The organism is Akkermansia sp. UBA7090 (genome assembly GCF_002493465.1).
GTDB lineage: Bacteria > Verrucomicrobiota > Verrucomicrobiia > Verrucomicrobiales > Akkermansiaceae > Akkermansia > Akkermansia muciniphila_A.
In genome coordinates, this window is the sequence record NZ_DKYW01000021.1 from 1 (window position 1) to 13,813 (window position 13,813).

Consider the following 13,813-nt stretch of genomic DNA (forward strand, 5'->3'; position numbering starts at 1 on the left):
TCGAGCCCGTGACGGGGTACCATCTCTTTTTTAGTCCGGCTTGCTGATGGCAAAGCCGGATTTTATTTATTCCAAAATAAGGGAATAGAGAAACGAATTGAGAAACCTGATAGGGAAACCGGATTTATGAAATGGGGTGTTGCCTCCATGGAAACAGGCATTGCCGGTGTAAGCGCGCCGGGATTGTCCAGGAAAGGGCATTCCGGGCATGAATGTTCTGAAGCTGGCTTCCCGGACAATTTCTCCTTTTGATTGCGCGGCCCGTTCCAGTAGTGTACGAATGCCGCAGTGAAGGAGCGGAACGTTCAGGATTGTTTTATAGCTCAGTGTTTCGCCGTGGAGAAGGGCGGCGGGGGCCGTCCTGAAACCTGGGGGCGGTTGAAAGAGGCGGTGATGAATAATTTGCTGAAACGGCAGGCTGGCCGTGAGGGCCGGCTGCCGGGGGGATTCGCTTTTTCCTTGAGGGAAGAGGAGGCCCGCCGGGCTGTTACTCCTGCCGTGCTGGAAGGATTGCTGGGGCGTTTCCTGACGGATGCCCGTCGTTCCGGGACGGTGTATACCCCCGGCTTTCTTGTTCGCTGGATGGCCCGGGAAGCGGTATCTTCCTGGCTGGAATCCAGATTGCCTGCTCCCAGGAGCGATGATGAAGAAGCCGGGTTGCTGGGAAGTGTCCGTGTGCTGGATTTATCCGCCGGGGCCGGAGCATTCACCATGGGAATGCTCCGGGAGCTTGTCTCCCGCAGAAAGCGTCTGGAACCGGGGTGTCCGGAGTCCGATTTAATCCGCTCCGTTTTGGAAGAGAATATTTACGGAGTGGATGTCTGTGCGGAGGCGTTGGAAGTGGCCCGTTTCCGTTTTCGTTGCGCATGGCTCGCCGCCGGAGGAAAGGGGGAGTTACGGGATCGCCTGCTGTGCGGGGACAGTCTGGATATGTCAGCGTTCGGCGTCTGGCGGCAGGGCCTTTCAACGGTCATGGAGGAAGGAGGCTTTGATCTGGTGATCGGCAATCCCCCTTTTGTCGGGGAAAAAGGGAACAAGGAATTATTTGACCGGTTGAAATGTTCTTCTCTTGCTTCCTACTGTTCTTCCCGCATGGATTACTGGTACGTGTTTGCCTGTGTGGGGCTGGATGCCCTGAAGCGGGGGGGCGTGATGCATCTGGTCGTTCCCAACAAGTGGATGGCTAATGCCGGAGCCGCCTTTCTCCGCCGCAAGCTGCTGGAAGATTGCGGTTTGCTGCGCTTGTCGGATTTCGGAGCCTGCCGGGTGTTTGAATCCGCCCGCGTCCATACCATGACTGTTCTGGCGGAGAAAAAGGGAGAGGAAGGCAAGCGTCTGGTTCCGGAATACCGCCGTTTTGGCGGCTCCGTGAATGAAGTGGAATCATTTCTGGAACATGAGCCGTACCGTCAATTTCCCCTGCCGGAAGATGCTGGAACGTGCGTCAGGGAAGGATTGTCCTTCTGCTCTTCAGCAGAGCGGCGTCTTCTGGAAAAGATGGAGGCGTGCCGGAATTTCAGGCTGGACGCCGCAAAGGAAATGACGCAGGGGATTGTGCCGAATCCAGACGTCGTTTCCTCCCGCGCTCTGGAGAATCTGGGGCCTGAAACCGTGCGGCGGTTCGGAATCCGGAGGGGGGATGGGGTATTCGTCGTGCCTAAGGGGTATGTTGACCTGCTGCCGGAACGGGAGCGGCGTTTTCTCAAGCCTCTGTATGAACCTGTTCAGGCAGGGCGGCATGCGCTGAACGATCCTGAGAAGGTGTTGTTATATCTGACCCCGTCCAACGGAGCGGAGCAGGCCGTTACGCTTTTGCGCCATTTGGAAAAGTTCCGTCCCCTGATGGAGGCCCGGCGGGAAACACGCATGGGCCGCATGAAATACTACCATGTGCACTGGCCCCGGCAGGAGCGTTTTTTCCGTCCCGGCCCCAAAATCCTGGCCGTCAGGAAGTGTGCCCGTCCAACCTTCTCCTATACGGAAAAGGAGGCTTATGTGATGATGGCATTCAACGTGATTCGCTCGGAACGCGTGAGCATGAAATATCTGGCGGCTCTGTTCAATTCGCGCCTGATGCAGTTTTGGTTTCTCCGCCGGGGAAAAATGCAGGGGGATTTTTTCCAGATGGATACCGCCCCTATCCTCCGGGCCCCCATCCGCGTGCCCGGCCTTCCCCTGTTGCGGGAGGCGGAAAGGCTGGCGGACGCGCTCGCGGTCCGCTATTGTCCGGAAGGGGATGAGCGGATGAATGTGCTGATGGAAGACATTTACGGTCTTTCCCCGCAGGAGCGGGAGGTAGTTATTCAGGCATGTTCCTCCATGCGGGCCGGGAGGGAAAGCTTGCCGGAATGATGCGCTGGAGCCGGTAAACGTTAGCGATGATGCCAGGGGACTTCATTATGGTTTCTCCATCGCGTCGGGAATGATGAGGAATGGCCCCCATTCGTCAGGCCGATGATACGCAGGCTGATGTCGCCATAACTCCAGGCCGTGCCGAAACCTGCGTCCCTAAGCCTTTTGATAGTGGCGCTCCGTAAGGGCGTACCGCTGCGTTCACCATTGCCGTTCTTTGTAACAACCCTTTCAGAAACCTGTGATGTCGAAAGGAACATCCGGGCTTGATTTTCAAAGGCGGCTCCTTAAGATGTGCGCCCAATTTGTTTGTTTAACCTATGATGAAGCTTGTTTTTCCGGGGATGTCCTTGTTGGCCGTTTGCTGGTGTGCCGCCTTTCCTTCGGCGGAAGCCGGTGTGGGGGCAACTCAGTTCCAGCCGGTTTCCGGGGAATCTCTGCCGTCCCTGTGCCGGGTGCTGGACCGCGGTCCCGTGCTGTACCGGAATGATTCCTCATGGATCAGGAAGGTGAAGCTGACGCTGATCGGCCAGTATCAGGCAGCAGCCGTCAGCCCCAATGGAGCCAATAAATTCTGCGCTTCTTCCGGCGGTCATAACAACGGGTGGAGGCGCGCTTACCTGGGCGGCGACATCCTGATGGGGGACGGTTCCTGGCGTCTGTCCAATCTGACGAATGTAGGGGATTTGGAAGGCCGGCACCGCGAAGTGCGGGGAGAATGGATCGGCAGCCACACGGAGTGGTCCCTGTATGAACTTTATCTGGAAAAGACCATGTCCGGCGTCAAGCTCAGGGCCGGCAAGCTGACGCCTCACCTGACGTCGGAATATTGCCTGGCTTCCTCACGGATTAAAACAGTGGAAAGGTCCGCCCTGTGCAATGAATTAATCCCTATTTCCAACTGGGGGCTGGAGGCCAATTTTCAGAAGGATGCCAAGAGCCTGTACCATTCCTACGGCGTTTACCTGAATGCGAACGGTACGGATTTGAAGGATGAAATCCAGTTCCATTCCGCGGACAACCTGTTTCTCCTGAACGCCATGAAGTGGAAGGTGGCTTCTCCCATGTGGGACAGCCAGTTTCTGGGGTACCAGTATGCCCATAATTTTACGGAATGGCGGGGAAGGAAAATTCCCTCCACATCCGACTACTGCGGAACGGGGGCGCAGGACGTGATTTCCCTGAGCTGGGACGCCAGCCGCGGCGCTTTCTCCATCATGGGGAATTTGCTGGCAGGCGTGGGAATTGTAGGCCAGCCTGATGCAAAGAATGTGTACGGACTGGTGTTGCAGCCCATTTACCGGATTTCCCCGCATCTTGAGGGCGTCTTTCAATACCAGTGCTCTTTTGGGAACCGTTCTGTGAAGCTGAATACCCGTTATGTGCCCAGCGTCACTCATTACCCCGCATGGGTGGACAGCATGCATTCCTTTTACCTGGGGCTGAATTGCTATCTGTGTCCGGAGGCCGTCAATGCGGTCAAGCTGATGCTGGCTGTAGAGTATGTCACCAGCCATGTGGATTCGGCAACGGCCAAAGCCTTTAACGGATGGTCTGTTTTCGGGGCTGTCCGCTTCAAGTTCTGAGGCTTTCTGCCCCCCTCCTATTGTAATTTCTTCAATATAGCGGGCTGATAGGCCGGAAGAGCCGGAATAGGAACGTATCCGGGCGGAAGCTGATCCCAGACGGGATGCATGGGCTGCGCATCCGCTTCAAAAACGGTTCCGTTAAAGGATTTGATGATGGTGCGGATGGCTCCGGACGGAGCCGGCTGCACTACCAGGGGGCGCGGCGCCGATTCCGGAAGGTTCATGTGCAGGTTGACTTCTTCTTCATTCCAGGCGGGCCAGGAATCGGAAGGTGTAGCGGTTCCGCGAGTTCCCGTATTGGCGGCGGAACGGGGCGTATGGAAAAAGGGACTGTCCGGATCCCCGGCGTTCAGCCAGACTTCCTCGTCCGGCGTCTCGGTTGTGATGACAATGTCTTCCTGGTTTTCCGCATGGTGAAATTCATAGCCTGACCGCTCATGGACGTCCCTTTCCATTTTGTCGTCATTCATGTGGATGCTGATGGCCGGTTTGCTTTTGGAGGCCTCGTGAGAGGCCTTGGACTGGAAGAGGGCGGCCTGCCGCTTCAGGGTTTCCGGAGACGTGCCGCGCGCGTATTTGGGGAAGAAAACGCTTTTGGTATCTATTTTGCCGGGATGCACTTTCACCGGCTCATCCGACAGCTCGAAGACGTATTTTACGGGAAGTTCCGTCGCGGAACCCCGGCAGGAAAAACTTACCAGGAACGCCAGGCCCAGGCATGTCAAGAGATACAGGGGCAGAACGAATTTCATCAGAGGTTGAACTGGTTTCAGTAGAGCAAAAAGAGGAAAATATTCAATGCAAAAAGAGGAAATCCGGCTCTCCGGCTTCTCCCTTCCGCGGCGTGCGGAGGCGGCGTTTCCGTCATTTCTCTTCTTGGCAGCCTGATGAGGCTGTCTTATGGTAATGGCCATGATGAAAAAAATTGTCTCTTTATGGGCGGCTTCCTTCGCCTTCTTTTTTTTGAGCGGATGTGACCGCGCCCCTTCTTCCGGGGAAAAGCGGGCTGCTCCTTCAGCGGAACGGGAAAAGCCGTCTGCGGTGCGGAAAGAGGCGGAAATATGGAGAGAGCGCCTGGACGCTGCTGTGGCGGGCGCCGGCCGCGAGAAGGAAAATGGCAGCGAGCATGTAAAAGCCCTCAATGATGTGGCCGCTCTGTATGCGGAGGGGTTGCAGAATGGCTGGGTTCATCCGCTGGACGTGCGTTCCTGGTGTGATTCCGTGGCGGAGACCGGTTCCGGGTACTCCGGGGAAACGGTTATCGGCGCCATGTTCCTGTATGGGACGGGAATCAAGCGTGATGCCGTAGCGGCCAGGGAGTGGTTTGAGTACGGGCTTGGCCGCCCGGGAACCCAGCGGGGGAACGCCCTGTACATGTTGGGAATGATGTATTTCAAGGGGGATGGCGCGGATCAGGATCTGAACAAGGCGCTGGGGCTGTGGCGCAAGGCGGCGGATGAGGAACATCCGGCTGCCATGGGGCTGCTGGGCCGGGCTTACATGGAGGGGAAGATGGGTTTTGAGAAGGATGCCGCTTCCGGCCTGGCGCTGCTGGAGAAGGCCGCCAACGGAGGGAATACGCCTTCGTCCGTCTATCTGGGGAACATTTATGCAAAGGGGCAGGGAGTGGCGCGGGATATGGAGCGAGCCATGAAGTGGTATGAACAGGCGGCTGCGGCCGGAGACGCCCATTCCCAGTATATCGTGGGACTGGCTTATCTGGAAGGTTCCGGCGTGCCTGTGGATGAGGGAAAGGCGTTCAACTGGCTCCGGCTGGCCGCCGGGCAGAATCACGTCAACGCCATGCTGATGCTTTCCGTCTGCTACAGCACCGGAAAGGGAACCTCTCAGGATGCGGATATGGCGGAAGTCTGGAAAAAGAAGGCGCTTCAACTGAATGCGGAGCGTGAGGGCGGTTCTGCTCCGCAGACGCAGAAACGTTAACTTTCCCGGATTTCCCTGTTCAGGAAATCCAAAGCTTTCTTCCGTTCCAGAATAACGTTCCCCCGGGAGTCCGGAATGACCAGCAGGCCGTCCCGTTGTTCCAGTATGGCGTGAATCATGGCGAATACATGGCCCAGGGCATATTCGTCCTCCAGAATGAAGCGCAGCATTTTGGTGCGGTTCCCTATCTGCCGGAGGGCCGCGTTGTCCCTTTTGAACGCCTGGCGCGCGTCGTCCGTTTCCATGACCCAGAATACGTCCAGCTGGGATTCTCCCTCTTCATCCAGATATTCTCCTTCCAGCACATGGTCCGGAGCGTTTTCCGGCGCACCGGAAAGGTTCAGCCGGAAACAGCCGTCCAGGCGGAACATGCTCTCCTGCAATTCCTCTGCGGCCGGCAGAGGGGCATCCTGAATGAAAAGCCAGAATTCCTGTTCATCCGGGGCGGGGGAGGCGTGCGTCATGAGATGATTGTGGCATTCCCTCCTTGTTTTCCCACCCGGATTTGTGACATTGAGGCGGCGCGTGCGGATTTTTGGATGTTCAAGAGCTTTCTTCCCGATTAAAAACAGGGCCATGAGTATTCCCGTAATGATGACGATTGCCGGTTCCGACTGCTCCGCGGGAGCCGGTCTCCAGGCTGACCTGAAAGCGGCCCATGCCATGGGGGCGTTTGCGCTTACGGCCGTTACCTGCGTCGTGTCCGAGGCGCCCGGGACAGTGCGCGGCATTCAGGAGGTGGACCCTGCGCTGGTGGCTGACCAGGTGCGCATCAATCTGGAACATTTTCCCGTGCGCGCCGTGAAGACGGGCATGCTGTATTCCCCGGCTATCGTTCGTGCGGTGCATGAGGTGCTGGCCGGGGCGGATGTTCCCGTTGTGGTGGACCCGGTGATGATCGCCACGGCGGGCGACCGCCTGATGCGGGAAGAGGCGGTGGCTGTTTATGAAGAGCTTCTGCTGCCGGGAGCGGCGTTGCTTACTCCCAATCTGGATGAGGCTGCCGTCCTGCTCCGCTCTTCCGTGAATCCGGGAAGGGATGAACTGCCGGAGGCCGCCGCGCGCCTCGCCGTCAGGTACGGATGCCCCGTCCTTCTGAAGGGCGGCCATCTGGAGGGGGACTGCCAGGACGTGCTGGCCGGCCCGGACGGCTGTCTGCTGGGACAATGGGAACGCCCGCGCGTACAGGATGTGAGCACTCACGGAACGGGTTGTTCCCTGTCCGCCGCCGTCGCGGCGCGGCTGGCTGCCGGGGATGGACTGGTTGCGGCGGTGGAGCGCGGCCTGGAATTCATCGCTTCCGCCATCCGGAACCATCTGCGCTGGGAACAGCCGGTCCGGGTGGATGCGCTGAAATTGTGGTAAAACCTCCTTCGCCCCGGTTGTCTTCCTCTCCCGCACGGATTGGGGAACCCGGGGACTGCCTCCGCCTTTCTGTGCCTTAATAACGCTTTGTGCTTGCGTAAGGGAGGTGGGGTTGGTAGTTGTATCCACGCCCATGTGCCACATGGAGCTCGTAAGAATTAGTAAATATCATAGCAATCATCACTATGGGACAGCAAATCCGCAAAGTCACCAAGCGCCGCAGACGTATTGAATACCTCAAGCGTAAGAAGGAACAGTCCAAGTTGAATTCCAATGCGCCTATCCGTCTGGCCGTTCCCGTTGCCAAGGATGCCAAGCCTGCCGCCAAGGAAGCTCCCGCCAAAAAGACTGCGGCCAAGGCCCCGGCCAAAAAGACTGAAACCAAGGCTGCCGCCGCCAAGAAGGCTCCCGCCAAAAAGCCGGCTGCCAAGAAGGCTGCTGAACCCGCCGCCGAATAATTGCCCGGGCGGAGGTGGTCCCTTCGCGCGTCAATCAAACAGTTTTTACAAGCCGCCGTGCAATGGCACGGCGGTTTTTTTGCATATCTGGATTTCCTGCGTTTTTCAGAAGCGGGAAGAGGTGGCGCGGCTGTTCCGGTGATGCCGCGCCGTGCGTATTCTCAAGCCGGCGGTTGATTCGTGTTTCCCTGTTTCCGGGGAAGGCTTTTTCCGGGGTTTTATGGAAAAGGATTGACACTGTTTTTCTGATGCGTACAAAGAAAATAGCGTCGTTTATCTTTACTTTATGCGCCATCGTACTACAGACACTCCCAAAGGGCACCGCAATTACATCATCATTGCGTGTGACGTGCTTCTTTTCCTGGCCATGCTCAAGTGGCTTCCCGTGGAACCGGAGGTAGCCAGGGGGCTGGCTGTTCTCACCTTTATCGGCATCCTGTGGCTGACGGAAGCCCTGCACGTAACCGTAACTTCCCTGCTGGTGCCGGTGCTTGCCATGTTTATGGGGATTCTGCCTGGGGCAAAGGCGCTGTCCGGTTTTGCGGATCCCACCATTTTCCTGTTTTTCGGGGGCTTTGCCCTGGCCGGCGCTCTCCACGAACAGAAAATCGATGCCTGGCTGGCGGGAAAAATCCTCCGGATGGCCCGCGGGAGTCTGGGGATGGCCCTGATTCTGATTTTCCTGGCTACGGCGTTTCTTTCCATGTGGATGTCCAATACGGCCACGGCGGCGATGATGCTCCCTCTGGTGATCGGCCTTCTGGACCGTATTCCGGCGGAAAGACTGAAAACGACGGCTCCTTTTGCCATCCTGGGGGTGGCGTACAGCGCCTCCATCGGCGGCATGGGAACGCTGGTAGGGTCTCCTCCCAACGCCATTGCGGCGCATGAACTCGGCATGGGGTTTGCGGAATGGTTCCGGATTGCCATGCCCATTGTTCTGGTGTTCGGGGTGATTGTTTTCTTCCTGATGTACCTGTTCCTCCGGCCGAATCTGGGGATGCATGTGGATATGGAGCCGGCGAAAGGGGAAAACGCGGAGGCCCGGTTGAATGCCAGACAGGTGCGTGTTCTTATTCTCTTCGTGCTGGTGGCCGGGAGCTGGATGTGCAGCAGTTTCCTTTCCTCTGCTCTGGGCGGCATTCCGTCCATGGACACGCTCATCGCGCTGAGCGCTGCGGTGCTGCTGCCGCTGTGCGGGGTGATCAACTGGGGCGGCATCGCCAAAAATACGGACTGGGGCGTCCTGCTTTTATTCGGAGGCGGCATCACGCTCAGCAGCATCCTCGTCCAGACGGGGGCGGCAGGATTCCTGGCGGATCAGGTATCTTCTCTCGCCATGGGGCAGAGCCCCATCATCATCCTGCTCATCATCAGCCTCTTCATCACGTCGCTGACGGAATTCTGTTCCAATACGGCCAGCGCCGCCCTGGTGGCCCCGCTGATGGTCACGGTGGCCTCCGCCATGGGCATGTCTGCTACGCCGCTGGTGCTTCTGGTGGGCATAGGAGCTTCCTGCGCCTTCATGCTCCCCGTTTCCACTCCTCCCAACGCCCTGGCCTTCGCTACGGGGAGATTCCCACAGATGACCATGGTAAAAGTGGGGCTGCTGATTAACGTGGTGCTCGTGTTCGTGAAGGCGTTCTGGGCCTGGATATTCTGGATGTAAGGGGACGGGAAGCTGTGGGGGAGCCGGTTTGCCCGTTTCGGGAGCGTCATTCGGCCAGCTTCGCAGGGGCAGGGGCTCCCTGCTCCTTTTCCTGAAGTTTCCGCGCCGCTTTTTTATCCAGCCCGGCGAGCTTGGCAATCAGGTAGAAGAAGGAAGGAATGAAAAATACCCCGATGAAGACGGCCGTCAACATGCCTCCGATGACCCCGACGCCCACCACCTGCCGCGCAGCGGCGCCCGCTCCCGTGGCGACGGCCAGGGGAAGGCAGCCCATGATAAAGGCGATGCTGGTCATCAGGATGGGGCGCAGGCGGATTCTGGCCGCGTCCAGGGTGGCTGTGAGCAGGTCCGTTCCCTGCCGGAGTTCCAGCACGGCGAATTCCACGATGAGGATGGCGTTTTTGGCCGCCAGGGCAATCAGGACGATGAGGCCGATTTCCGAATAAATGTTGAGGTCCAGCCCGGTAATCCACAGGGCCAGAAATGCTCCCAGGATGGCAATGGGGGCAGTCATGAAGACGGCTACGGGCAGGGACCAGCTCTCATACAGGGAGGCCAGAATCAGAAAGACAAACACGGCTGATGCCGCGAAAATCATGCCGATGGTGATGCCTTTCTGCGCCTGTTTTTCCTGGTAGCTCATTCCGGAATAGTCGTATCCCATGCCGGAAGGCATGGTCTGGGCGAAAACTTCTTCCAGGGCGTTCATGACCTGGCCGGAGGAATAGCCCGGAGCCGGGGTGACGTTGAGCTGGGAACTGTTGAACATATTCTGGCGGATCAGGAATTCCGGGGCCCAGCCGTGCGTGACGTTGATTACGGAATCCAGGGGAACCGGATCTCCTTCATTGTTGCGCACGTAGAACATGGAAAGCTTGTCGATGCTGTCCCGGTACGGCGCGTCCGCCTGCATGTACACCTGCCATTCCTGCCCGTAGATATTGAAATTGTTCAGGAAGGCGCTTCCCATGTAGGCTTGGATGGTGGCGTAAATTTCATCCACGTCCATATTCTGGAGGGTGGCCTGCTCCGTGTTTACATTCAGGTTGTACTGAAGGTTGGAGGGAGACATGAAATTGCTGATGTCCGCTATTTCCGGCCTCTTTTCCGCCGCCTCGATGAATTTGGACGTATTGGCGGCCAGGAATTTTTCCCCGATGCCCTGGCGGTCTTCCAGCAGGAACGTGACATCCCCGGACGTTCCTACGCCAGGCAGGGGCGGCGGCGGGACCACATACGCCACGCCGGAGGAAATTTCCGCGTTCAGCCTGCTTTTCAGGCGCGCGGCGATGCCGTCCGCCGTCATGCCCGGAGCAGTCCGTTCGGACCACGGTTTCAGGGAGATGAAGAAGAAGGAGTTAGATGAGCTTTGGACGGAGCTGATGAGGTTGAAGCCGTTTACGGTGGTGACTACGTCTACGCCCGGATCCTCCCTGATGATTTGCTCAATCCGCGCGGCGGTGTCCGCCGTGACGTTCAGGGAGGTATTGTCCGGCAGTTCCACGCCGCCGAACAGGTAACCCTGGTCTTCATTGGGTAGGAATCCGCTGGGAATAAGCCTGGCCAGGGGAAAGAGAAGGGCGGTCATGACGGCCAGCAGCAGGATGGACAGCCACATGTGCCGGATAAGCCCGGCGCAGATTTCCACGTACCAGTCGCGCGCCTTGTTGAACCCCTTGTTGAACAATTTGAAAAAGGGCCCCAGCAGGGGAATGGAGTCCGCTTTTCCCCCTTTCAGCAGCCCGGCGGACAGGGTGGGGCTGAGGGACAGGGCGCAGAAGGCGGAAATGATGATGGACATGCCGATGGTCACGGCGAACTGTTCGAACAGTTTGCCTGTGACGCCGGGCAGCAGCAGCGTGGGGATAAAGACGCAGGAAATCACCAGCGCCGTGCTGACGATGGGGCCGGATACTTCCTTCATGGCCGCAATGGTGGCCTGGAGGGGCTTTTCCCCGTTGGAAATATGGTTCTTTACTGCTTCCACCACCACAATGGCATCGTCCACGACCAGGCCGATGGCCAGCACCAGCCCCATCAGGCAGATGGTATTGATGGAAAAGCCGAACAATGGAAAGGCGATGAAGGCGCCCACGATAGATACCGGAACGGCAAAGGCCGGAATCAGCGTGCCGCGCCAGCCCTGGAGGAAAATGAAGACGACCAGCACCACCAGTCCCAGGGCAATCACCAGCGTGCTGACGATGTCTTCAATCCCGGCGCGGACGGCCAGCGTGGAGTCCAGGGAAACGAGGTAATCCATGCCGGGCGGCATATCCGTATTTTTCAGCAGGTCTTTGATATTGTCCACCAGCTGGATGGCGTTTCCGCCGGGCGCCTCGTAAATGCCGATGGAAGCGGCGGGCATGCCGTTTACGGAAGAACTGAGGCTGTAGGTTTCCGAGCCCAGTTCCACGCGGGCGATATCTCCCACTCTTACGATGGAACTGTCCTGCCCGCGCACCACGATATTTTCGAATTCCTTCACGCTGGTCAGGCGTCCGGGCGCTTTTACGGTGAAGGAAAGCTGCTGGTTCGGCGGGGCGGGCTGCGCGCCTATCTTGCCCGCGGGATTCACGGCGTTCTGGGCCTGGACGGCCAGCATCACGTCACGGGCCGTAATATTCAGGGCGGCCATCTTTTCCGGGTTCAGCCAGATGCGCATGGCGTAGCGGCCGGCTCCGAACACCTGCACGTCTCCTACTCCGGGCACGCGCTTGATGGCGTCCACCATATTGATATAGGCGTAATTGGCCAGCCAGAGGCCGTCATAAGTTCCCTGGGGGGAATAGAGGCTGACGACCAGGGCGGGCAGCCCGCTTGTTTTGCGGAGGGAGACTCCCAGCGCGCTGACTTCCGACGGCAGCTGGGAGGTGGCCTGCCCGTAGCGCAGGTAGGAAAGCACCTGGTCCATGTTGGCTTCCGTGCCGATTTCAAAAAGGATCATCATGCTCATCTGCCCGTTGTTGGTGTTGACGGAAGTCATGTAGGACATGCCGTCCACGCCGGACATTTGCTGTTCGATGGGGGATGCGATGGATTTGACCACCGTTTCACAGTCCGCCCCGGGATAAGTGGCCGTCACCTGGATGGAGGGGGGAATGATGTCCGGGTACTCGGAGATGGGCAGGCGCAGAATGGAAAAGGCCCCCAGCAGGACAATGATGACGGAGAGGCAGATGGAAAGAATGGGGCGCTTGATGAAGAAATCAGCCATGGCGGGAGGAGCTTATTGGTTGCTGGAGGGTACCGCTTTCAGGCGGGCGGCCGGATTTCTGGAGGCCGCTTCCGCCTGGAGAAGGCCGTCCACGACCACTTTGCTTTGAGGGGTGAGGGAATCCGGTTTCAGGGGAATAACCTGCTGCCGGTCTCCAAGCTGCGTCCCGGCCTGTACGGGAATGAGGGAAGGGTGGCTGCCCTCATCCAGAACAATGACGAAAAAGCGCCCCTGCGTGGAAAGAAGGGATTTCGCCGGAACGGTCAGCGCGTTCTTGACGGTGGCCAGCCGGGCCGTGGCGATGATGAACATGCCGGGGCGCAGCAGATAGTCCGCATTGGGAAGGTTGGCCTGCACGCGGATGGTGCCTGTTTGGGGATTAAACGCCCGGTCAATAGCCACTACCGTGGCCTGTTCCGGGTATTTGGTCCCGTCTTTCAGCGTGATGTCCAGCTTGCTGCCCGTCTGGACGCCCTCATTCCCGTTCTTGCCCGCCTGCTGAATCCATTCCTGCTGGGTGACGGCGAAATTGACGCGGATGGGATTGACGGAGGAGACGACGGCAAGGGGGCCGCTTTCCGGGCTGACCAGGTCGCCGATGTTTGTCCTGGAAATGCCGGCTATTCCGTCAAAAGGCGCGTACAGCACCGTATAGGAAAGATTTTTTTCAGCCAGGGCCAGGGCCGCCGCGGCCTGCTGCACCTGCGCTTCCGCGGCCAGGGCGGAGAAGCGCGTATCCTCGTATTTCTGTTTGGAAATGGCGCTCTCCGCGGCCAGGGGCCTGTAAATCTCCGCGTCGTAATTCAACTGCTGGAGCTGGGCCTGCGCCTGGGCCAGGGTGGCTTTGGCCTTGGATACCTGGTCCCTGAATGTGGAATCGTCAATGCGGAAGAGAACTTCCCCTTTCTTCACAATAGCGCCATTGGCGTAATTCTGCGTTTGCAGGTAGCCCGTAATCTGGGGGACGATGGAGGCGTTGTCCACGCCGTCCAGGTGGCCCACCCAGCTGCCCGTCACCGGAATATCCATGGTAACGGGGTGTTCGTAAATAATCGTGGGCGTTTCATGCGGCGCCTGTTCCGTCTTTTTACACGCGGAAAAAAAGAGGGAAAGCAGGCAGAGGAAAACGGCGGGGCCGGAGATAGAGCCCGTCAGGCGTGTCAGGTCCATGCAGGGAGTGACACGCCCGCGGGCTTCTTTGTTGAAAGAAGGTTTTCCG

At 58.4% G+C, this 13,813-nt stretch carries 11 protein-coding genes; 6 read left to right on the forward strand and 5 right to left on the reverse strand.

Annotated features, from left to right (window positions below):
• The first annotated feature begins 288 nt into the window (after positions 1-288).
• Together B3075_RS07465 and B3075_RS07470 are read left to right on the forward strand one after the other, a co-directional pair.
• Entirely contained in the window at positions 289-2,352 is a 2,064-nt protein-coding gene (locus B3075_RS07465; RefSeq protein ID WP_290488131.1) for an Eco57I restriction-modification methylase domain-containing protein, read from the forward strand.
• A gap of 320 nt (positions 2,353-2,672) precedes the next feature.
• Positions 2,673-3,938 carry a hypothetical protein gene (locus B3075_RS07470; protein ID WP_290488130.1) on the forward strand — a complete coding sequence of 422 codons (1,266 nt, stop codon included), beginning with the start codon at positions 2,673-2,675 and terminating at the stop codon, positions 3,936-3,938.
• A 17-nt stretch (positions 3,939-3,955) separates the two neighbouring features.
• Here B3075_RS07470 and B3075_RS07475 read toward each other — a convergent pair whose 3' ends face one another.
• Complete coding sequence (locus B3075_RS07475; protein WP_290488129.1) at positions 3,956-4,693, reverse strand: hypothetical protein; 738 nt, start codon at positions 4,691-4,693, stop codon at positions 3,956-3,958.
• 160 nt (positions 4,694-4,853) lie between these two features.
• Between B3075_RS07475 and B3075_RS07480 the strand changes: the two genes are divergently transcribed.
• A complete protein-coding gene (locus B3075_RS07480) occupies positions 4,854-5,885 on the forward strand; it encodes a tetratricopeptide repeat protein (RefSeq protein ID WP_290488128.1) in 1,032 nt (343 codons plus the stop codon).
• On the opposite strand, the gene B3075_RS07485 is transcribed toward B3075_RS07480, so the two are convergent.
• A complete protein-coding gene (locus B3075_RS07485; RefSeq protein WP_143245642.1) occupies positions 5,882-6,349 on the reverse strand; it encodes a hypothetical protein in 468 nt (155 codons plus the stop codon). The genes B3075_RS07480 and B3075_RS07485 overlap by 4 nt on opposite strands.
• A gap of 112 nt (positions 6,350-6,461) precedes the next feature.
• Here B3075_RS07485 and thiD point away from each other — a divergent pair, with 112 nt between their 5' ends.
• On the forward strand, positions 6,462-7,250 hold the full coding sequence (gene thiD, locus B3075_RS07490; protein WP_290488127.1) for a bifunctional hydroxymethylpyrimidine kinase/phosphomethylpyrimidine kinase: 789 nt from the start codon (positions 6,462-6,464) through the stop codon (positions 7,248-7,250).
• A 185-nt stretch (positions 7,251-7,435) separates the two neighbouring features.
• Positions 7,436-7,708 (forward strand): hypothetical protein, encoded by a 273-nt coding sequence (locus B3075_RS07495; protein WP_012419280.1) that lies wholly within the window; start codon positions 7,436-7,438, stop codon positions 7,706-7,708.
• Between the two features lie 34 nt (positions 7,709-7,742).
• On the opposite strand, the gene B3075_RS07500 is transcribed toward B3075_RS07495, so the two are convergent.
• On the reverse strand, positions 7,743-8,003 hold the full coding sequence (locus B3075_RS07500; protein WP_290488126.1) for a hypothetical protein: 261 nt from the start codon (positions 8,001-8,003) through the stop codon (positions 7,743-7,745).
• Between B3075_RS07500 and B3075_RS07505 the strand changes: the two genes are divergently transcribed.
• A complete protein-coding gene (locus B3075_RS07505) occupies positions 7,995-9,377 on the forward strand; it encodes an SLC13 family permease (protein WP_290488125.1) in 1,383 nt (460 codons plus the stop codon). The two genes, B3075_RS07500 and B3075_RS07505, sit on opposite strands and share 9 nt — an antisense overlap.
• A 46-nt stretch (positions 9,378-9,423) precedes the next feature.
• On the opposite strand, the gene B3075_RS07510 is transcribed toward B3075_RS07505, so the two are convergent.
• A complete protein-coding gene (locus B3075_RS07510) occupies positions 9,424-12,594 on the reverse strand; it encodes an efflux RND transporter permease subunit (RefSeq protein WP_290488124.1) in 3,171 nt (1,056 codons plus the stop codon).
• A 12-nt stretch (positions 12,595-12,606) separates the two neighbouring features.
• Entirely contained in the window at positions 12,607-13,764 is a 1,158-nt protein-coding gene (locus B3075_RS07515) for an efflux RND transporter periplasmic adaptor subunit (protein ID WP_290488123.1), read from the reverse strand.
• Positions 13,765-13,813 lie beyond the last annotated feature (49 nt).

What these genes read in the sequence shown, in the direction of transcription:
- B3075_RS07470 (WP_290488130.1), top strand. Translation starts at nt 2,673, where the DNA reads ATGATGAAGCTTGTTTTTCCGGGGATGTCCTTGTTGGCCGTTTGCTGG.
- B3075_RS07480 (WP_290488128.1), top strand. Translation starts at nt 4,854, where the DNA reads ATGATGAAAAAAATTGTCTCTTTATGGGCGGCTTCCTTCGCCTTCTTT.
- B3075_RS07475 (WP_290488129.1), bottom strand. Translation starts at nt 4,693, where the DNA reads ATGAAATTCGTTCTGCCCCTGTATCTCTTGACATGCCTGGGCCTGGCG.
- B3075_RS07485 (WP_143245642.1), bottom strand. Translation starts at nt 6,349, where the DNA reads ATGACGCACGCCTCCCCCGCCCCGGATGAACAGGAATTCTGGCTTTTC.
- thiD (WP_290488127.1), top strand. Translation starts at nt 6,462, where the DNA reads ATGAGTATTCCCGTAATGATGACGATTGCCGGTTCCGACTGCTCCGCG.
- B3075_RS07505 (WP_290488125.1), top strand. Translation starts at nt 7,995, where the DNA reads ATGCGCCATCGTACTACAGACACTCCCAAAGGGCACCGCAATTACATC.
- B3075_RS07510 (WP_290488124.1), bottom strand. Translation starts at nt 12,594, where the DNA reads ATGGCTGATTTCTTCATCAAGCGCCCCATTCTTTCCATCTGCCTCTCC.
- B3075_RS07515 (WP_290488123.1), bottom strand. Translation starts at nt 13,764, where the DNA reads ATGGACCTGACACGCCTGACGGGCTCTATCTCCGGCCCCGCCGTTTTC.
- B3075_RS07500 (WP_290488126.1), bottom strand. Translation starts at nt 8,003, where the DNA reads ATGGCGCATAAAGTAAAGATAAACGACGCTATTTTCTTTGTACGCATC.
- B3075_RS07495 (WP_012419280.1), top strand. Translation starts at nt 7,436, where the DNA reads ATGGGACAGCAAATCCGCAAAGTCACCAAGCGCCGCAGACGTATTGAA.